Annotated in this window: 17 protein-coding genes; 4 read left to right on the top strand and 13 right to left on the bottom strand. The window is 52.3% G+C overall.

Annotation, left to right across the window (positions count from 1 at the left end; translation table 11 throughout):
• The first annotated feature begins 186 nt into the window (after window positions 1–186).
• Complete coding sequence (gene gltP / locus ACLJR2_RS12185; RefSeq protein WP_000793278.1) at window positions 187–1497, top strand: glutamate/aspartate:proton symporter GltP; 1311 nt, start codon at window positions 187–189, stop codon at window positions 1495–1497.
• 157 nt (window positions 1498–1654) lie between these two features.
• Here the strand turns inward: gltP and yjcO are convergent, their stop codons facing one another.
• The 6 genes from yjcO to ACLJR2_RS12215 all read right to left on the bottom strand — a co-directional run bounded on the left by yjcO (window position 1655) and on the right by ACLJR2_RS12215 (window position 7673).
• Window positions 1655–2344 carry a Sel1 family TPR-like repeat protein YjcO gene (yjcO, locus tag ACLJR2_RS12190; protein ID WP_000771449.1) on the bottom strand — a complete coding sequence of 230 codons (690 nt, stop codon included), beginning with the start codon at window positions 2342–2344 and terminating at the stop codon, window positions 1655–1657.
• Between the two features lie 176 nt (window positions 2345–2520).
• Window positions 2521–4668: a formate dehydrogenase H subunit alpha, selenocysteine-containing gene (locus ACLJR2_RS12195; RefSeq protein WP_011233236.1), complete on the bottom strand. Its 2148-nt coding sequence runs from the start codon at window positions 4666–4668 to the stop codon at window positions 2521–2523.
• A 354-nt stretch (window positions 4669–5022) separates the two neighbouring features.
• Window positions 5023–5931 (bottom strand): lipid A hydroxylase LpxO, encoded by a 909-nt coding sequence (gene lpxO, locus ACLJR2_RS12200; protein ID WP_000457034.1) that lies wholly within the window; start codon window positions 5929–5931, stop codon window positions 5023–5025.
• Between the two features lie 257 nt (window positions 5932–6188).
• Window positions 6189–6623, bottom strand: a complete 435-nt coding sequence (gene phnO / locus ACLJR2_RS12205) for an aminoalkylphosphonate N-acetyltransferase (protein WP_001549776.1) — start codon at window positions 6621–6623, stop codon at window positions 6189–6191.
• A 151-nt stretch (window positions 6624–6774) separates the two neighbouring features.
• Complete coding sequence (gene yjdN / locus ACLJR2_RS12210) at window positions 6775–7218, bottom strand: VOC family metalloprotein YjdN (RefSeq protein ID WP_001131301.1); 444 nt, start codon at window positions 7216–7218, stop codon at window positions 6775–6777.
• Window positions 7219–7337: 119 nt separating this feature from the next.
• Window positions 7338–7673 carry a zinc ribbon domain-containing protein YjdM gene (locus ACLJR2_RS12215; protein WP_000056482.1) on the bottom strand — a complete coding sequence of 112 codons (336 nt, stop codon included), beginning with the start codon at window positions 7671–7673 and terminating at the stop codon, window positions 7338–7340.
• Window positions 7674–8140: 467 nt separating this feature from the next.
• Here ACLJR2_RS12215 and proP point away from each other — a divergent pair, with 467 nt between their 5' ends.
• Entirely contained in the window at window positions 8141–9643 is a 1503-nt protein-coding gene (gene proP, locus ACLJR2_RS12220; RefSeq protein WP_000919710.1) for a glycine betaine/L-proline transporter ProP, read from the top strand.
• 69 nt (window positions 9644–9712) lie between these two features.
• Entirely contained in the window at window positions 9713–9802 is a 90-nt protein-coding gene (gene pmrR, locus ACLJR2_RS12225) for an LpxT activity modulator PmrR (protein WP_000844399.1), read from the top strand.
• A 7-nt stretch (window positions 9803–9809) separates the two neighbouring features.
• Here the strand turns inward: pmrR and pmrB are convergent, their stop codons facing one another.
• The 7 genes from pmrB to melR all read right to left on the bottom strand — a co-directional run bounded on the left by pmrB (window position 9810) and on the right by melR (window position 19300).
• A complete protein-coding gene (gene pmrB, locus ACLJR2_RS12230; protein WP_001212189.1) occupies window positions 9810–10880 on the bottom strand; it encodes a two-component system sensor histidine kinase PmrB in 1071 nt (356 codons plus the stop codon).
• 9 nt (window positions 10881–10889) lie between these two features.
• Window positions 10890–11558: a two-component system response regulator PmrA gene (gene pmrA, locus ACLJR2_RS12235; protein ID WP_000697899.1), complete on the bottom strand. Its 669-nt coding sequence runs from the start codon at window positions 11556–11558 to the stop codon at window positions 10890–10892.
• Window positions 11555–13198: a phosphoethanolamine transferase EptA gene (eptA, locus tag ACLJR2_RS12240; RefSeq protein WP_001534544.1), complete on the bottom strand. Its 1644-nt coding sequence runs from the start codon at window positions 13196–13198 to the stop codon at window positions 11555–11557. The genes pmrA and eptA overlap by 4 nt, the downstream gene beginning before the upstream one ends.
• 133 nt (window positions 13199–13331) lie before the next feature.
• Window positions 13332–14669: an arginine/agmatine antiporter gene (gene adiC, locus ACLJR2_RS12245; RefSeq protein ID WP_000093130.1), complete on the bottom strand. Its 1338-nt coding sequence runs from the start codon at window positions 14667–14669 to the stop codon at window positions 13332–13334.
• A gap of 139 nt (window positions 14670–14808) precedes the next feature.
• Window positions 14809–15570: an AraC family transcriptional regulator gene (locus tag ACLJR2_RS12250; RefSeq protein WP_001217074.1), complete on the bottom strand. Its 762-nt coding sequence runs from the start codon at window positions 15568–15570 to the stop codon at window positions 14809–14811.
• Between the two features lie 297 nt (window positions 15571–15867).
• Window positions 15868–18135, bottom strand: a complete 2268-nt coding sequence (gene adiA / locus ACLJR2_RS12255) for an arginine decarboxylase (RefSeq protein ID WP_001538051.1) — start codon at window positions 18133–18135, stop codon at window positions 15868–15870.
• 232 nt (window positions 18136–18367) lie between these two features.
• Window positions 18368–19300 (bottom strand): transcriptional regulator MelR, encoded by a 933-nt coding sequence (gene melR, locus ACLJR2_RS12260; RefSeq protein WP_000106992.1) that lies wholly within the window; start codon window positions 19298–19300, stop codon window positions 18368–18370.
• A gap of 268 nt (window positions 19301–19568) precedes the next feature.
• On the opposite strand from melR, the gene melA reads away from it, so the two are divergent.
• Entirely contained in the window at window positions 19569–20924 is a 1356-nt protein-coding gene (melA, locus tag ACLJR2_RS12265) for an alpha-galactosidase (protein ID WP_001534541.1), read from the top strand.
• Window positions 20925–20937 lie beyond the last annotated feature (13 nt).

The raw sequence follows: 20937 nt of genomic DNA on the forward strand, positions 1-20937 counted from the left end.
TTATTATGCATAAAAACAGCCAAAAGCCCTGTTATGAAAGGGTTGCGCAAGACGCTATGCAAATGATACTGATTATGCGCGTTAAAAAACTCTACAAACCAACGCAACACAAATCATACCCTTTCAGTATGTATTGCTCTCATGCTTTCGGCGGAGAGCAACGCTTCATCGAGGAAGTCTGTTGTTATGAAAAATTTGAAAGTCAGCCTGGCCTGGCAAATTTTGCTGGCTATGGTGCTGGGCATTCTGTTGGGCAGCTATCTGCATTATCACAGTGACAGTCGTGAATGGCTGATTGCCAACCTGCTGTCGCCTGCTGGCGATATCTTTATCCATCTGATTAAAATGATCGTCGTGCCGATCGTGATCTCGACTCTGATTGTCGGCATCGCCGGCGTTGGCGATGCGAAACAGCTAGGCCGTATCGGCGCCAAAACCATTCTCTATTTTGAACTGATCACCACGGTGGCGATTATCCTCGGCATTACGCTGGCGAATGTCTTTCAGCCAGGCTCAGGCATTGATATGTCGCAACTGGCGACCGTCGATATTTCGAAATACCAGAACACCACGGCGGAAGTACAAAGTCATGCGCATGGGCTGATGGGGACGATACTGTCGCTGGTGCCGACCAATATCATCGCATCGATGGCCAAAGGGGATATGCTGCCAATTATCTTTTTCTCGGTCCTGTTTGGGCTGGGGTTGTCGTCCCTGCCGGCAACGCACCGCGAACCGCTGGTGACGGTATTTCGTTCCATCTCTGAAACCATGTTTAAAGTCACCCATATGGTGATGCGCTATGCGCCAGTGGGCGTTTTTGCGCTGATCGCCGTCACGGTGGCGAATTTTGGTTTCGCGTCGCTGTGGCCGCTGGCGAAACTGGTGCTGCTGGTACACTTTGCCATTATCTTCTTTGCGCTTGTAGTGCTGGGCATCGTGGCGCGCCTGTGCGGGTTAAGTATCTGGATTCTGATTCGCATTCTGAAAGATGAATTGATTCTGGCGTACTCGACCGCCAGCTCCGAGAGCGTGCTGCCGCGCATTATCGAGAAGATGGAAGCTTACGGCGCACCAGCCTCTATCACCAGTTTCGTGGTACCGACCGGTTACTCATTTAACCTCGACGGCTCCACGTTATACCAGAGCATCGCCGCCATTTTTATCGCGCAGCTATACGGTATCGACCTGTCGTTGTGGCAGGAAATTGTACTGGTGCTGACGCTGATGGTGACGTCGAAAGGGATTGCCGGCGTGCCAGGCGTTTCCTTCGTGGTGTTACTGGCGACGCTGGGCAGCGTGGGCATTCCGCTGGAAGGGCTGGCGTTTATCGCTGGTGTCGACCGTATCCTCGACATGGCGCGTACTGCGCTAAATGTGGTGGGGAATGCGCTGGCGGTGCTGGTGATCGCCAAGTGGGAACACAAGTTTGACCGCAAAAAAGCGCTGGCCTACGAGCGCGACGTGCTGGGCAAATTTGATAAGACCGCCCAATAACGGATTGCCGGATGGCGCTTTGCTTATCCGGCCTACAGCGAAAGAGAATGTAGGCCGGATAAGGCGTTCACGCTGCCACCCGGCAACCTACTCCAGGTTGCCTGATGGCGCTACGCTTATCAGGCCTACAACGACTACGTTCATCCGACAATAAACATCAGCCATTTGTTAGCGTTTCGAACTCTTCGCAACCGGTATCAAACCCTTCCAGACAGCTTAGATTCAACCAGTGCAACGCCTTCTGCTTGTTCTTTTCAATAAAGCCCGGTTCACCGTTTAAAAACATCATTCCCGCCCAGTATTCTGAATAGCCGGTACGGGAAATGGCGGAACTGCGTTTGAAATACCAGGCGGCTTTTTCATCATCGGCGGCAATGCCCACGCCGTTGGCGTAAATCAGGCCAAGCAACATTTGCGCATCCACCGCGGAGTCGTTATCCAGATCTTCAGAGGCCTTTTGCAGCAGCGAGATGGCTTTTGGGTAGTCCGGACGCCCGGCCTGGGTGTTGACCAGGATCCGCGCCAGCGTAATTTCGCCCGCTTTACTGCCCGCGTTAGCCGCCTTTTCAGCCAGCTTTTTCGCGTCGGGATAATCCAGGCTTACAGGATTAGTGATTTTGATTTGCGCCAGTAGCGCGCAGGCGTCGGCGTCGCCATTGTCGGCGGCTTTTTGCGCCCAGTATTCAGCTTTGTTCAAATCGCCATAGCTCAACCAACTGTCGGCCAGAAAATATTGCGCGCGTCTGTCACCTGCCTCTGCTGCCTGCAAATACTGGCTACCCGGCTCAGGATCTGCGGCATGGGCAAAGAATGTCATAAACAACATCAATGCAAGAAGTAGTTTCATTTTGAATTTTATTTAGGGTACGGAAAAGACAGTATAAAGAGATCGTATGGATAAAAAAACAGCCTCCGGGTGGAGGCTGTTATAGGGAAAATGCCTGATGGCGATGCTAATGCATCTAATCAGGCCTACAGTAGACGCAGGCCGAATAAAGCATTCTGATGCCGCCATCCGGCAGATCAACCCATTGCGCTTTCGCGCAGGCGGGTTTTCAGCTTGTTGTACTCATCAATCACATACTGCTCGGCGGCTCGCTGATCGGCGATCGGCTCAACGCGTACGGCGCAGTATTTGTACTCCGGCGTTTTGGTAATCGGGCTGAGGTTTTCAGTCACCAGCTCGTTACAGGCGCCAATCCACCACTGGTAGGTCATGTAAATCGCCCCTTTGTTTGGGCGATCGCTGACCTGCGCGCGGGTGATGATTTTGCCTTTGCGCGAATGAACCCACACCAGCGCTTCATCTTCAATGCCCAGACGCGCGGCGTCGGCGGTATTGATTTGCGCATAGCCCGGTTCATCGGCCAGCGCGGCCAGCGCCGCACAGTTACCGGTCATTGAGCGGCAGGAGTAGTGGCCGACTTCGCGCACCGTCGACAGTACCATCGGGTACTCTTCGGTGAGTTTATCGATAGGCGCTACCCAGTCGCAGGTGAAGAACTGCGCCAGACCGTTGGGGGTATCGAACTTCTCTTTAAAGAGGTACGAGGTTCCCTGATCGGCATCCGACGTGTCGCGGCACGGCCACTGGATATAGCCCAGCTCGCCCATTTTCTCGTAAGTGGCGCCGTAGAAATCCGGGCACAGATGACGCAACTCATCCCAGATCTCCTGGGTGTTGTTGTAGTGCATCGGATAGCCCATCCGGGTGGCGATTTCACTGATAATCTGCCAGTCGGTTTTCAGGTCCCACTTCGGCTCAACGGCTTTAAAGAAGCGCTGGAAGCCACGGTCAGCCGCAGAGAAGACGCCTTCATGCTCGCCCCAGGAGGTAGAGGGTAAAATCACATCCGCCGCCGACGCGGTTTTGGTCATGAAGATATCCTGCACGATGACCAGTTCCAGATCCTCAAACGCTTTACGTACTGCAGAGAGTTCCGCATCGGTTTGCAGCGGATCTTCACCCATAATGTACGCCGCGCGCACTTCGCCATGCGCCGCACGGTGCGGCAGCTCGCTGATGCGATAGCCGGTATGCGCAGGCAGACTTTCTACGCCCCAGGCTTTAGCGAACTTCTCGCGGTTTTCCGGGAACTTAACGTACTGGTAGCCCGGATAAGTATCCGGGAGCGCGCCCATATCGCACGCGCCCTGAACGTTGTTCTGGCCGCGAACCGGGTTAACGCCCGCGCTTGGCTTGCCGAGGTTGCCGGTCAGCATCGCGAGGCTGGTCAGTGAACGCACGGTTTCCACACCCTGATAGAACTGGGTGACGCCCATCCCCCACAAGATCGCTGCGCTTTTCGCGCTGGCATACATCCGCGCCGCCTGACGAATTTCCTGTGCGCTCACGCCAGTGATCTCTTCGACGGACTCCGGCGTATAGCCTTCGACAATCTTACTGTACTCTTCAAAACCTTCGGTACGGCTGGCGACAAACGCTTTGTCGTACAGGTTTTCTTCAATAATGACATGCCCCATGGCGTTGAGCAGCGCGATATTCGAGCCGTTTTTCAACGCGATATGCATGTCGGCAATGCGCGCGGTTTCAATTTTGCGCGGATCGCAGACGATAATTTTCGCCCCGTTGCGTTTAGCGTTAATCACATGATTCGCCACGATAGGGTGGGAATCCGCCGGGTTATACCCGAAGACGAACACTAAATCAGTGTTATCAATTTCGTTAATTGCATTACTCATTGCGCCGTTACCGACCGATTGGTGCAGACCTGCAACCGATGGGCCGTGTCAGACGCGAGCGCAGCAGTCAACGTTATTGGTACCAATAACGGCGCGTGCGAATTTTTGCATTACATAGTTGGTTTCATTTCCGGTACCGCGAGAGGAGCCGGTTGTCTGGATTGCATCCGGACCGTACTTCGCTTTGATGGCGCTCAAACGTTCAGCGACGTAATTGAGCGCTTCATCCCAGGAAACAGATTCCAGTTTGCCGCCACGCTGGCGACGGATCATTGGGGTTTTCAGGCGCGGGGTCAGGATCTGGGTATCATTAATAAAATCCCAGCCGTAGTAGCCCTTCAGACACAGGGTACCCTGGTTGGTTTTCCCCTGCGCCGCCTCAGCCCGGACGATTTTGCCGTTATCGACCACCAGATTGATTTTGCAACCTGATGCGCAATACGGGCAAACCGTGACGACTTTTTTCATCGGTTTCGCTCCAGTTAATCAAATCGCGCATACGCGCTGTCGCCCTCAGTATGCATGTTTTATGCCACTTTTTTAGTATGGGCTTTCCCTGATATTACGGGCGAATTTTGCTCAAAACCCTGACGAAAAACAGGCTATCGTCAGTTTTGACGTGTCGAAAGAAAATGCCGCATGACATTTATTATGGGGAGAAACGCTGAGCGCAGGCCAGATAAGGCGGAGCCGCCATCCGGCAATCTGCTCTGCCTGAAGTGGAAATTACCCGGATGGATAGACTCAAGGCCAGGGAACGCGTTGAGACTAACGCCAGGATAGAACAGGCCGCGGCAGGCAGTGCCATACCGCGGCCCGGCTTCAGAGGAGGCTGAAAAGGATTATCGCGGCAAAAATAGCGGCAATAACGAGATATTTCAGCGCGTAATAGAGAGTGCGGTTTTTCTTTTTCAGCCGTTGCCCGGCATCGCGTGCTGCGTGAACGTATTTAAAGATGCGATTAATCGCACCGGTGCGATCGTTCTCGTCGTTTGGCGAACTGGCGGCGGACATCAACGATGCGCCGACCCAGTGGTTTACGCTCTGCGCCCAGCGCCATTTCATTGGACGCTCAATATCGCAAAAGAGGATAATACGCGTCTGCTCAGTTTTATTTTCCGCCCAATGAACGTAGGTTTCGTCGAAGATGACGGCTTCGCCGTCGCGCCAGCTATAGCGCTGTCGATCAACTTCAATAAAACAGCGGTCGTCATTCGGTGTGCTTAATCCAAGATGGTAACGTACTGAACCGGCATAGGGGTCGCGATGTTTTCCCAGATAGGCTCCGGGAGGCAACTCGGCGAACATCGCCGCTTTAATAGAGGGGACGCTGTTGACCAGCTTTGTCGTTATCGGGCATAACGTTTCCGCCGACGGGTGGGCATCGGAATACCATTTAAGGTAAAACCGTTTCCAGCCGCGCTTGAAAAAGGTGTTGAATCCGGCGTCGTTATTGGCCTGCGCGGCTTTTATGTGATGCTGAAGCCGTAGCGCCTCTTCACGAATCACCTGCCAGTTTTCCGTCAGCTTCTGCAGCTCTGGAAATGCCGTGGTATCAAAGTACGGCTGCTTTGCCGGTAACGTTGAGAAGCGAGTCATGAACATATTGATCGGCGCCATAAACGTCGAGTGGTCAAAGAGCTGACGGGAAAGTTTTTGTTTTTCCACCCCGCGTGAATGCGCATAAATGACGCTGATAATAAAAATACCGATAATGATTGCTGCGAACATAACGTCACTGTCCTTCTAAGAAAACCTCATCCCGGGATTTTCAGGCAACCCTCCCGGTGATGCCAAAGAGAAAAGTGTAGTTCGTTGACAATAAATTTACATTTCTACAACTTAAAAGGGCCATTTTTGCTAAAGAAGCGAGTCAGCTCGTTTAACCTTTATCCAGGCTTGCCGACAGTAGAATTAAGATGGCTCCGCTACTTCACCCGGTGACGGTTGATTACGTTATGCCTTATCTCCCGATGACGGCTGCCAGATCACAATGCTTTCGTAAACCGAAAATGACTTTGCTTGTAACCTTCGCGAAGATAAAAACGGTGTGCATCGCGGCGTTTAATATTTGTGGAAAGCTCCGTTAGCTCGGCGCCCGCCTGACGTGCTTCTTCTTCTGCCCAGGCCAGAAGCTGACTGCCAACTTTTTGTCCCCGCATCTGCGGTAATACCACCAGCTCCTGAATTTCGCCAATCCAGTTGGCATGATGGAGATGAAACTGCATATGCAGGCTGATCATGCCGACTACCTCTCCGTTGCGCAGCGCTAAACGATAATGAACGTTGGGGTCCAGTAAATTAGCGGCAAATCCATCCCTGAAAGCCTGATAATCAAGCTCATTTTTAAGTAACTCACAGATAAGCGCGTAAACAGAATCGGTATCCTCTGTTGTCGCGTGGCGTAATTCACAGACTGGCATAATGTCCTCCCGACGCTTCATCAGGATCAACCATCTTTCGACAGACTGTAGCAAACTACCGTCATTATTTATTCTATGGCAGTTAAACGGCGGATAACGTGCAGCCAAAGATCACTCTGATGGCAAGGGGGAGGGCGAGCCTCCCGGGGAGTTAGGTGGCAGGCTGATGTTTAACCACGTTAATCATCCACGGCACACCGAAACGATCGCTGACCTTGCCGAAACCCTGCGCCCAGAAGGTCTCCTGCCAGTCCATTTCGATTTGCCCTTGTGCGGCAAGGTTATCAAACCAGCGCTTCCCTTCTGCTACATCCTGGGTATCAAGCACCAGCGTAAAGCCGGAATAATGCGCCGTTCCCGACGCGCTGGCATCACTCATCATGATATCGCTGCCGGCAATGCGCATGTTGGCGTGGGCGATAGCAGTATCGGGAAAGCGCATTCCTGACGGGCAGCCCTCTTCGTTATCCGCCGCCGAGGGGGGCATTTCACCGAAGCTGAGTTTATAAAGCAGTTCTGCGCCTAACGTTTGTTGATAATACGCGATGGCGTCGGCACAGTTGCCGGCAAAAGAGAGATAGGGACTTAACGGCATGATGGTTACCTCAGGTAAGAGATGCTCGTTAAGTGTAGTTCGAAATTGGCACAATATTGTCGGTGGCAGGGCCGCTCAGGCCCGGTAAGCGAGGCGCTACCGGGCAATGACACGGTAAATCAGTTCTTTTTCACGAACTCGGATTTCAGTTTCATCGGGCCAAAACCATCGATTTTGCAGTCGATGTTATGGTCGCCTTCAACCAGACGAATATTCTTCACTTTGGTGCCGATTTTCAGCATGGAAGAGCTGCCTTTTACTTTCAGATCTTTCACGATGGTGACGCTATCGCCGTCCGCCAGCAGGTTGCCGTTGGCGTCTTTGACAATCAGCTCATCGCTCTCCTGAGCGGGTTCCGCATCGTTCCATTCGTGAGCGCATTCCGGGCAGATGAACATGCCGTTATCTTCGTAGGTATATTCGGAGTTACATTGCGGGCAGTGGGGTAATGACATGTTGGTATCCTCAAAAAGTCAGCGGGGGCAAACGCGCCCAAAAATGGCAGATCGCCGAAAAAGGCCGCAATTATACACAAAATCCTTAGCGTTGTCGGGACTATTGCCGCTTTTATAAAAGGGTCTGCGCCACGCCAGTCAGCAATGGTTTACACTCAAATAACCGCTTTTTTACTGTCACCACAGCGCATTAGGGCGTCCTTATTTACACCTTTTGACCGAATTGACATATATGTGTGAAGTTGATCACATATTTAAACCCTGTTAGGGTAAAAAGGTCATTAACTGCCCATTCAGGCGTCAACAGGTTCGGTTGTACAGTCCGTAACCGGACAGTGTAAGTAAACCTGCTACGCTTGTATGAGGGATAGCGTTCGCGCCCCTCCCTCCGCTCGACGGCGACGCTGGCGCGGTATGCCAGTGCCCGCCGTATATAGCGCTACAGGGCTTAGCCTATGAGGACAGCTATGCTGAAAAGGAAAAAAATAAAACCGATTACACTGGGCGATGTGACCATCATTGATGATGGTAAACTTCGCAAAGCGATTACCGCCGCCTCGCTGGGCAACGCGATGGAGTGGTTTGATTTTGGTGTTTATGGATTTGTTGCCTACGCGTTGGGTAAAGTCTTTTTCCCCGGCGCCGATCCCAGCGTCCAGATGATTGCCGCGCTGGCCACGTTTTCCGTTCCCTTCCTGATTCGTCCGCTCGGCGGGTTATTCTTTGGTATGCTCGGCGATAAATACGGGCGCCAGAAGATCCTGGCGATCACGATTGTGATTATGTCGATCAGTACCTTCTGTATCGGGTTAATCCCCTCTTACGCGACGATCGGTATCTGGGCGCCAATACTGTTGTTGCTGTGTAAAATGGCGCAGGGCTTCTCGGTTGGCGGGGAATATACCGGCGCGTCGATCTTTGTCGCGGAATATTCGCCGGATCGTAAACGCGGATTTATGGGAAGCTGGCTGGATTTTGGTTCCATCGCCGGGTTCGTGCTGGGCGCGGGCGTGGTGGTCTTGATCTCAACGATTGTCGGCGAGGAGAATTTCCTTGAGTGGGGCTGGCGTATTCCGTTCTTTATCGCCCTGCCATTGGGGATTATTGGTCTCTACTTACGCCATGCGCTGGAGGAGACGCCAGCGTTTCAGCAGCACGTGGATAAACTGGAGCAGGGCGACCGCGAAGGGTTGCAGGATGGGCCGAAAGTCTCCTTTAAAGAGATTGCCACCAAACACTGGCGTAGCCTGTTGTCATGTATCGGTCTGGTGATTGCCACCAACGTGACCTACTACATGCTGCTCACCTACATGCCGAGCTACCTGTCGCATAACCTGCACTATTCTGAAGATCACGGCGTGTTGATTATCATCGCCATTATGATCGGGATGCTGTTTGTGCAGCCGGTGATGGGGCTGCTGAGCGACCGTTTCGGTCGTCGTCCGTTTGTGATTATGGGCAGCATTGCGCTGTTCGCGCTGGCGATCCCGGCCTTCATCCTGATTAACAGTAACGTTATTGGCCTGATTTTTGCCGGTTTGTTGATGCTGGCGGTGATTCTGAACTGCTTTACCGGGGTGATGGCCTCGACATTGCCGGCGATGTTTCCGACGCATATTCGTTACAGCGCGCTGGCGGCGGCTTTTAATATCTCTGTATTGATTGCCGGTCTGACGCCAACGCTGGCGGCCTGGCTGGTGGAAAGCTCGCAGGATCTGATGATGCCGGCGTATTATTTGATGGTCATCGCGGTGATAGGCTTGATTACCGGTATTTCCATGAAAGAGACGGCCAATCGTCCGCTAAAAGGCGCAACGCCAGCGGCGTCGGACATTCAGGAAGCGAAGGAAATTCTGGGCGAGCATTACGATAATATTGAGCAGAAAATCGACGACATCGATCAGGAAATTGCGGAGCTGCAGGTCAAACGTTCGCGTCTGGTACAGCAACATCCGCGTATCGATGAATAAATTTCGCGCTTAAGGTTCGCTTAATCTCTCGCGGGCATACTCTCCTCCATACCTTTGGAGGAGAGCGTCATGAAAAGCTATATTTATAAAAGTTTGACGACCCTGTGTAGTGTGCTGATTGTCAGCAGTTTTATCTATGTGTGGGTCACGACGTATTAAACGCCTGTTATGCCTTTTTCAACAGCACCCAGGCACGGGTGCCTGTTCTTTCCGTACGGTTTTGCAGGAAAAACTGTCCCTGATGTAGCTGGGTGATGCGGCTGACGATACTCAGCCCCAGGCCAATTCCGCCATAACGGCTGTCCATCCGCACGAACGCTTCGCTTAGCTTCCCGCATTTGCTTTCATCAATACCCGGCCCCTCGTCTTCGACCGCCATAATAGCGTCGGGGTCGGCGCTAATGTGGATAGTGATATGGGTTCCTTCAGGGCTATAGCGATGCGCGTTTTCCACCAGATTTCGCAGCAGCATACGCAGTAACGTCGCGTCACCGCGCACCACCACGTCCGCCGCGCTTTCCGGCAGCAACAGAGTTTGCTGGCGCGTTTCCAGCATGGTGTTCAGCTCATCGTAGGAGGGGAGGATCACATCTTCCAGCAGTTTTACTTCCTGATAATTCCCGGAAGAGAATGACTGGCCCACGCGCGCCAGTTGCAGAAGCTGGGAGACGCTATCCATCATCTGGTCAAGACGGGCGATAAGCGGCGCGACATCAACATTGTGGGTTTTTGACAATAATTCCAGATGCAAACGCACCCCCGACAGCGGCGTGCGTAGCTCATGGGCCACATCGGCGGTAAAAAGGCGTTCATTGTCGAGCGTGGTGGTCAAACGCGTAACCAGTTGATTGATCGCCGAGACGACGGACTCAATCTCAAGCGTGGAGCTGTGAATGGCGATCGGCGCCAGATTATCCGCCGTCCGCGCTTCCAGCTCTTTTTGCAGTTCGGCGAGCGGACGGGTAATACGCCGTACCGCCTGGTAACAAATTAGCAGCGTCAGGCTAACCATAAATACGCCGGGGACGATCAGGCTGGCGACCGCCTCGCGAATTTCGTGCATGATATGGCGATCGTTGTTGCGATTATCCCGCAGCGCCTGCTCGAACAATTGGATTTGCTCAGTGCTTTCATGCCATAACCAGAAGGTACTGATTAACTGGAACACCAGCAGAATAAGACCAATTGTCAGCATTAAACGCTGGCGAAGGGTCATCGCTCTTCGCTGAAAACGCATCAGGCTCACTTAGCTTTCCTCAGTGGCAACCAGCATGTAGCCAAACCCGCGAACCGTGCGAATGCGCGACTTGCCGACTTTGTCGCGCAAATTATGTATATGCACTTCCAGAGTGTTGGTCGAGGGTTCGTTATCCCAGTTGTAGATATCGTTATAAAGAATTTCCCGGTGCACCGGACTGCCTGCCTTGAGCATCAACCGTGAGAGCAACGCGTACTCCTTAGGCGTCAGGGTCAGTTCCTGTCCATCCCTCCATGCCTGATGGCGGCCTATATTGAGCGTCAGATTGCCAACCGTCAGTTCACTTTCACCCTGGTTATTATGGCGGCGCAGCAGCGCGCGGATGCGGGCGTGCAACTCCTCCAGGGCGAAGGGTTTAACCAGATAATCATCTGCGCCGACATCCAGCCCGGTAATGCGGTCATTGAGCGTATCGCGGGCGGTCAGAATGAGTACCGGCAGGGTGTATTTTTTCTGTCGGATTCGCGTCAGGAAATGCAGGCCATCCTCATCGGGCAGCCCTAAATCCAGCACCATCAGACTGTAATGACCAGACTCCAGACTATGCTCGGCGGCACGCGCTGTCGAAACGCCATCACACGCATAGCCTTCGGTTTGCGCGGCGAGTATTAACCCCTGTAATAATAGCGTGTCGTCTTCAACAATCAGTATCTTCATTCGCTTAGTCTCCTGCACGGTTGCAGAATATCATCTGCGGCCTGGTAATACGTCGTTTGTACGCCGGTTAATCCCAGCATGGTTGAGAAAAGATTGTCCTGTGAATAATCCAGCGTGCTCGCCCGTTTTTGCAGGCAGGCCTGATCCACCTGATAACGCTGTTGATAATCTTTAGAAAGCCAAATGAGCATCGGGACATGTTTTTGCGTATCCGGCGCAATGGAATACGGCAAACCGTGTAAATAAACGCCATTTTCACCCAATGATTCGCCGTGATCGGAAAGATAGACCAGGCTGGTGGTGAATTTATCCTGATGAGATTTCAGCAGGTTAATAGCTTTATCTACAATATAGTCCACGTACAGCACGGTATTATCATAGGTGTTGATCAACTGCTGTTGGGAACAGTTCTGAATTTCATTAGTGTCACAGGTTGGGGTAAATTTTTTAAACTGCGGTGGATAACGGTTGTAATAGGTTGGGCCGTGGCTGCCGATGGTATGTAATACAATAACGCCATCGCCTTTCAAATGGTCGATATAGTCTTCCAGACCGTGAAATAACACTTCATCGTAGCACTCGCCGTCGATACATTGTCCGGGCAGGTTTAGCTCGGTGACATTTTGATGCGGAACGCGATCGCATGCGCCTTTACAGCCGCCGTCATTATCATTCCACAGTACGTTAATCCCCGCGCGCTGGATAATATCCAGCAGCCCTTCCTGGTGATGCGCCAGCTCTTCGTCATAATGTTTGCGCGGCATATCAGAAAACATGCAGGGAACGGAGATCGCGGTCGCCGTACCGCAAGAGGTGGTATGCGGGAAGTAGATCACATCGTCTTTCGCCAGCCGCGGATTGGTGTCGCGCGGATAGCCGCCAAGAGAGAAATCATCACCGCGCGAGGTTTCGCCAACGATAAGAATCGTCAGGTTTTTGCGATCGCCTTTCAGCATTAATGGATTGCGATGGGCATCCTCGCCAATGCGTACCAGCGGCAAATTCGCCAGCCGTTGATGCGAATACCATGACCAACTGGCGACAATACTGTTCGATGGGCTTAACGCTTTGATCAACTGTTTATTATTTCGAAATAGCGAGGCGTAATCTTTATAGAAAAAGGCGGCGACCAGAATAACTAATAAAATAGAGATCAGGACGCTGGCCAGGCGGTAAAGCCCGCTACGTAAGCGCGGCGTCGCCGGACGGATTTTGACCCAGAAGGCAATCACGGCTGCCAGAACGCCGCTTAATCCCAGCGTCAGCACCATTTGCGGCGTCATCAGCGCAAAGGTTTCCGCGGGCGTGGTATCCATCATATTGGCGATCATGGAGCGATCGATGATGATGCCGTAAGTCAAAATAAAATACTGCGCGGCAGCGCCGACCAGAATAAAAACGCAGGCCAGCAGTCGGTTTAGCCAAATAAATGAGGCCAGCGTCAGCACACTATTGACCACGCTAAACGCGACGACCGGCATGGAAATAAACACCAGTACATTGCGCGGCGAGTTTAACGGTAGGTCTTGTAGTACCTGCTTGTAGAACGCAATGTTCAGGCAGACGGCAATATAAAAGGAAAAAAGCAGAAGCCAGGCGATTTGCCCAAGAACAGGTCTTTTAAGAAAGCGCTTTAACATGTTGATGCGTCCATCGATTCGGTGACGCTAATCGTGACAAAGTAAAATTAAGTGAACCTTAAGAACTTAATGTTGGTGGTGGCCGGATAACCTGCGCTATCCGGCCTGTTGCGATAACATTAACTACACGTGGTCAATCCTGTTTAACCGGCGCATCCAGCGGATACGGGTTTTTGTGAATGCGGTTGTAGTTCAACGCATACAGCGCGGTGATCACCATCAACGTGACGAACGACCACATCACTTCTTTGGCGCCGGAACCGATGACCGCCCAGATGCAATACACAAACGCGACGAAGGTAATCAGCAGATACAGCGGGCGCGCTTTACCAAAGTGACCGTGGCCCAACAGTAACAGCGCGGCACAGGTGTAAAGATAAGGCACCAGGGTGAAGATAACCGACACGGAGGAGACCAGACCAAACTCTTTCGCGGCGTTCGGCGACATACTGCTGAACTGGAAGATAGTCATCAGCACGCCGACGATAAGCAACCCAGCCACTGGCGTACCGGCTTTATTAACCCGCGCGAAGATCGGCGGGAAGAGACCATCGTCCGCCGCCGCTTTTGCGGTTTGACCGGCAAGCAGCGTCCAGCCGCCGAGAGAGCCCAGGCAACCCGCTGCCGCACAGAAGGAAACAATAGCCCCTGCGGTATCGCCCAGCGCCATACGCGCCGCGTCACCGAAAGGCGATGCCGACACACGCAGCGCCGCGTTGGGGATCATCCCCATAATCGCCGTTGTGGAGAGCACATAGCAGACGGCGGCGATCAGTACCCCGCCGATGGTGGCGATAGGCACGTTGCGTTTCGGGTTTTTGACCACACCGGCCGCAACGGAGGCGCTTTCTACCCCGATGAATGACCATAGCGTGACGTTCAACGTGCTTTGAATCGCCCCGAAGGTATTCATGCCGCTCACGTTCCAGGCCGCCATATAGGTTTCGCCTTTAAACCAGAACCAGCCGAAGACCGCAATCCCTACGATAGGCACCAGCGCCAGTACGGTGGCGACGGCCTGTACGCGGGTAATCATTTTCGGCCCGACGATGTTCAGCAGAACAAAAATCCACAGCACCGCGACGCAGGTAAGCGTTAATACCAGCGGATCTTTCAGAATCGGGAAGAAATAGCTCAGATAGCCGACGCCGATAACGACCATCGCGATATTACCGATCCAGCATGCCAGCCAGTACAGCACGTTCGTTTGATAGCCCAAAAACGGCCCGAAGCAGCGGCGTGCGTAGGCATAGGAACCGCCGGGACTGGGATCTAAGGACGACATTTTGGCATAAACCATCGACAGCGCCAGGGCGCCGATGATAGTGACCAGCCATCCGTAGATTGCAATCCCGCCAGTGGCCGCCAGGTTGGCAGGGAGTAAGAATACCCCTGAACCCATAATATTCCCCGATACCATTAAGGTGACGGGGATTAGGCCCACTTTGTGAGCATCAGCATCCGAAGACATAATTTGGACTCCTGAAAAGGTGACTTCGTTACGATAAATTACGTCGTATCATACCCCCTCAGAATGCCGCTGAATTATGTCGGAGACGGGTTATCGCCAATGCTGTTATTATCGTGTCTTATCGTTGAGTGTAGAAAAATTAGGCAGCCGATCGTTCCCGATGTTGGCTAACATAATGCAGGGGGGTCATACCATAAAACTCTTTAAACACGGAAATAAAGTACGATGTGCTGTTATACCCACACAGCTGTGAGACTTGAGAGATATTCTTTCCGTCCATTAATAATTGGTTTACGGCATAACGCATTCGGCAGGTCGTGATTATTTGGCTATAACTGGTATTCTCGTTTTTGAGCTTTTTCTTTAACAAGCTTGGACTCAGGCACAGGCAGCTGGCAACGGCGCTCAGATTCCAGTCTTTATGAATATCGCTCTGAATGATGTGGTAAACGCTGTCACTGATGCGGCTGCGCAGCATGTGCATTAACAAAGAAATAAATTTTTTGTGGTCAAGAAAGCGGGATAAAACGGTGAAAAGGAGCGCACGGGTACGTTCACTAACAATTTCATCCGGTGCTTCCATCGCGCTGTAGCGGGCGGCGACCCTGAAGATATCCGGCGTCAGACAGTTGGCGGTCAATAAGGGATCGGCGTTGCGTTGCCAGACGGGAAGGTGTGAGAGATCTTTATTCAGGAATTGTAAATAGTCTTTAATATTATTGCGACTCACTTGTATTACTAGCACGCTATTTAATGATGAAATGTCAATAACGTTATTTTCACAAGCCAGAATGGCCATATGATTCGCTTTTAAACTGATTGGCTCCTTACCATTTACTCGTAACCATGTATCTTTTTCGGTTAATAACACTATGCAAGGCTCGTTGCTGCAAATCCTCATACCCGAACTCCTGGAATATGAACATAAAAGACCGGATCTCGCCAAACGGGAGAGATAACGGGGACTGAGTCAATTGTGTGATGAATTGAAACTGCACTAAAATAACTTTCCTGAATAATATTACAATATTTGTACGATGAATTAGGGTGTACAAAAAGTTGTACGCGAGTGGAAACTTGTCATTTTTGTATAAAAAAAGCGCGGGATGGGGCCCGCGCAAAAAGGTATGACAGTATTATTGTTTTGCAGCAATACTCAGGGAATACATGCCATCCTCAAAAAAAAGACTCTTTGTGATTAGGCTTTCACGCACATAACGTGATATACGCCATCAATAATTTCCGTGCCTTCGGTTTCATGCTCAAAGCCAGGGAAGTGATGATCCCAGGATTGCAGTGAGCGTAAGTAACCCACCTGCGGACTGTTTTCATCGCCAAAGTTTTCACCGGAGAGCAGCATCGGGATGCCTGGCGGGTAAGGAATAACGGAGTTCGCCGCAATGCGACCCGGTAGATTTTCAATCGCCACCATTTCAATATTGTCGTTCACGATCGCGTTGTAGGCGTCGCGCGGGGTAATCTCCGCAACCGGCAGGGTGGAATAAGCGGCGTTGAGACGGGCGCCCGGGTTATTTTCACGTAGCCAGGCAAACATTTTATCGCCCAAGTCATGAATACCCATGTTCGCGTAAGTGTCAGGATAATCCTGCACCAGTTCCGGCATCACCTGCGCCAGCGGCGTATTCGCGTCGTAATGATGTTTGAAGGAGCACAGCGTGTTGATCAGCGTTCCCCATTTCCCGCGAGTTACCCCCATAGAGAACAGGAACATAATCTGGAAGTCGGTGGTGCGGGTCGGCACGATACCGTGGCGGCCAAGCCATGCTGTGACCAGCGCAGCAGGTACGCCGGATGCTTCCAGTTCGCCATCGTCGCCCATACCCGGCGCCAGGATACTGACTTTAATCGGGTCCAGCATACTCCAGTTATCCGGCAGGTCTTTAAAGCCGTGCCAGGTTTCCCCGGGGCGCATGACCCAGCAGTTCTGGTCGGTGGCCAGCAGTTTTGCCGGCGCGTCGGCGAAGTCATACGTTTTACCGGTTTGTGGATCGGTGACGACGTCTTTATTCCACGGTTTAAAGAACCAGTCGCCTTCATCGGTAAACTCTTTATAAAGACGCGCCATCGCCTGACGGAAATCAACTGCTTCGTCAATCACCTCTTGAGTCAGGGACAGACCGCTGTTACCGTCCATCATCGATACCGCCACATCGTTGGATGCGCAGATGGCATATAACGGAGAGGTGGTGGCATGCATCATATATGCCTGGTTGAAGCGGGAGAAATTCACCGCGCCACGGCCTTCACGGACGTGAATGTAGGAAGCTTGTGAAAGCGCATTCAGTAGTTTGTGCGTGGAGTGGGTGGCAAACACGGTCGGACCGTTATGGTCGCCTGGCTCGCCGCGCATCGCGTAGTGATCGCAATAAATCGGGTTGAAGCGCGCATAGCCGTACCATGCTTCGTCGAAGTGAATGCGATCGCTGGTTTTTGCCAGCAGATCCTGCGCCTCTTTGGCGTTATAGCATACGCCGTCATAGGTACAGTTGGTCACTACGCTGTAAGACGGTTTCTGTCCGGCTTTAGTTTTGGTCAGCGGGCTGGCGCTGATTTTTTTCTGCAAGGTTTCAGGCTGCATTTCCTGCGGGTAGATTGGCCCGATAATGCCGTAACGGTTACGGCTTGGCACCATATATACCGGTTTGGCCCCAGTGAGGATCAGCCCCTGCTCGATGGATTTATGGCAGTTACGATCCAGTACAACGACATCATTATCCGTCATACAGGCCTGCATAATAGTACGGTTAGAACCGGAGGTCCCGACAACCACGGACCAGGAGCGGTCAGCACCGAATACGCGGGCGGCGTTTTTCTCGCTTTCGCCAAACGCGCCGGTATGGTCGAGGAGTGAACCGAGCGTGGTACGCTCAATCCCCATATCGCTGCGGAACAGGTTTTCGCCATAATAATCGTGATAAAAGCGACCGGCAGGCGTTTTAGTGAAACCGACGCCGCCCTGGTGTCCCGGCGCCGCCCATGAATATTCATGAATGTCGCTGTATTTCATCAACGCGTTAAACAGCGGCGGTAACAGTTGCTGGCGATACCGGGTCATGGCGGCAACGGCGCGTCCGGCGATAAAGTCAGCGGTGTCTTCCAGAATCCAGGCGAATTCATCGACAAGCTCCAGCAGGTCGCGGTCCAGCGATGCCGTCGCTTTTTCCCTGTCGCCTAACAGGAAAACGGGCACGTTTTGCTGACGCTCGTGAAGCTTACCGATCAATTGCCTGACGCTCAGGTGCTCATCCGGTTGTTCCATTTGGTAGCTAAACATCAGACAGTCAATGGCTTCGTTCGCGGACAAGATGGCATAGCCGTCATCGAAGGATGTCGATTTAATGACGGTAACATTTTGTTGGCTCAAGGCATCCGCCAGACGCTCAACCGCGTTGCCAACCCAGGTGTCCTGATGCAGAAACTCACTTTCAACAATTAATACTTTCATCATCTTTTACCCGGTTGTGGAGGCCGTGCAATTTACGCCTTGCCGACCCGCCGTATGAATGTGACGTGGGCAAGTATTACCCCGTCAAATAGGGGGTGTAAAGTGATGGAATAATGGTCAGTTATTGTTATTATTGTTTAATAAACAATGGGTTAATTATTGATAGCGAGCGATTTCACCCGCCGTTTATCGACAGGTGAATTATTTTTTTGGCTGATAGTGGTATCCGGCTTTAGCCGGGCATCGTCTGGCGTCGTTGCTGACTTAGCTTGCGGTATTGTTGCGGCGACATACCGACAAATTTGCTAAAAGTACTGTAAAAACGGCTGCTGGATCGGAACCCGGCAGTCAGAGCGACATCGAGGATCGTTTTGTCAGTATCGCTCAATAAGGCACGTACGTGATTGATGCGCATCGCCGTGATGTACTGCTTCATCGTCAATTGCATAACCCGCTGGAATATTCCCATCGCGTAATTAGCATTGAGTTTGACATGCTCCGCGACGTCGTTAATGGTGAGCGCCTGATCGTAGTTATCGGCAATAAATCCCAGCATCTGGCTTACGTAAAACTGCGCATGGCGTGAGACGCTATTCTTGTGGGTGCGTGATGTTTTATTGAGCAAAATGGGTTGCCAGCCGGAAAGGCTAAAGCGTTTAAGCATCAGGCCGATTTCATCGATCGCCAACTGGCGAATTTGCTCATTCGGGCTGCTTGTTTCCTGCTGCCAGCGCAACACTTCAAAGGTGCTAAGCTGCTGGGTCGCCAGTGATTTAACCACCATCCCGTGCGTGACGTGGTTGATAAGATCGCGATCCAGCGGCCAGGAGAGAAACAGGTGCATCGGCAAACTGAAAATCGCCATCTGGCGGCAGTTGCCGGGGCGGGTAAGCTGGTGTGGCGTACAGGCCCAAAACAGGGTGATATGTCCCTGCTTTATCTGCACGACTTCATTGTTGATTAAATACTCCACATCGCCGTCAAACGGAACATTCACTTCTACTTGCCCATGCCAGTGACTGCTGGCCATTCTGTGCGGCGGCCTCAGTTCAACGTCCAGTCGTTGATATTCGGAATAGAGCGACAGCGGGCTACGGGTTTGCTTTTCATCGCCGTTGCACATGTGCGGGTCGGGCGGGAGGAGGGATATTGCTTGCGTACTCATCGTCACTCCATTTCCTGAATTATCAGAATTATGCCCCTTTAGCCGGGAGGAAACCGGGAATCCGGACACAGAATCCGTCGATATTGTAGAGCGTAGCCTGACTATCAGGCCGAATACTCTGCTTTTTACGCCATTTTGTCCCAAAAACTCAGATCTTCCGCGCGTCAGCATACGATCTGAGTTTTCGGGAATGCTCATTGGGGAAGACGGAGGTTTTCACCGGGAACGCGTGCCACCATGAAGGTGTTCACTACTGTTCTGGAGAGTCATGATGACGGCACCCAAAATTACCTTTATCGGCGCAGGTTCTACGATTTTCGTCAAAAATATCCTCGGCGATGTGTTTCACCGCGAGGCGCTAAAATCAGCGCATGTCGCCCTGATGGATATTGACGAAACCCGGCTGGAAGAGTCGCACATTGTGGTACGGAAACTGATGGACTCAGCGGGCGCTTCAGGCCGGATTACCTGCCATACCCACCAGAAAGCGGCGCTACAGGATGCGGATTTCGTGGTGGTCGCCTTTCAGATTGGCGGCTATGAACCCTGCACCGTGACCGATTTTGAGGTTTGTAAGCGTCATGGCCTGGAACAGACGATCGCCGATACGCTGGGGCCGGGCGGCATTATGCGCGCGCTGCGGACTATCCCGCATCTGTGGCGGATTTGCGAAGACATGATGGAAGTCTGTCCGAAGGCCACCATGCTCAATTACGTCAACCCGATGGCGATGAATACCTGGGCGATGTATGCCCGCTATCCGCATATCAAACAGGTCGGCCTGTGCCATTCGGTACAGGGAACGGCGGAAGAACTGGCGCGCGACCTGAATATCGATCCCGCCTCGCTGCGCTATCGCTGCGCCGGCATTAACCACATGGCGTTTTACCTCGAACTGGAGCGCAAAACGGCTGACGGGACTTATGTCGATCTCTATCCTGAATTGCTGGCGGCCTATGACGCCGGACAGGCGCCGAAGCCCAATATTCACGGCAATGAACGCTGCCAGAACATTGTGCGCTATGAGATGTTCAAAAAGTTGGGCTACTTCGTCACCGAATCATCAGAGCATTTTGCCGAGTACACGCCGTGGTTTATTAAACCGGGACGCGAAGATCTGATTGCGCGCTACAAGGTGCCGCTGGATGAATATCCGAAACGCTGCGTAGAACAACTGGCGAACTGGCATAAAGAGCTGGAGGAGTATAAAACCGCCGAGCGTATCGACATCAAACCGTCCCGCGAGTACGCCAGCACCATTATGAACGCTCTGTGGACCGGCGAGCCGAGCGTGATTTACGGCAATGTGCGTAATGAGGGGCTGATTGATAACCTGCCGCAGGGAAGCTGCGTGGAAGTGGCTTGTCTGGTAGATGCCAACGGCATTCAACCGACGAAGGTGGGGACGATCCCTTCTCATCTGGCGGCGATGATGCAGACCAACATCAACGTGCAAACGCTGTTGACCGAAGCCATCCTCACGGAAAACCGCGATCGCGTGTATCACGCGGCGATGATGGACCCTCATACCGCAGCGGTGCTGGGTATCGAAGAAATCTATGCGTTGGTTGACGATCTGATCGCCGCGCATGGCGACTGGCTTCCGGCCTGGTTACGCCGTTAATCTCCAGCCGCGC

It is taken from the genome of Salmonella sp. SAL03688, from assembly GCF_046551895.1.
Taxonomy (GTDB): domain Bacteria; phylum Pseudomonadota; class Gammaproteobacteria; order Enterobacterales; family Enterobacteriaceae; genus Salmonella; species Salmonella enterica.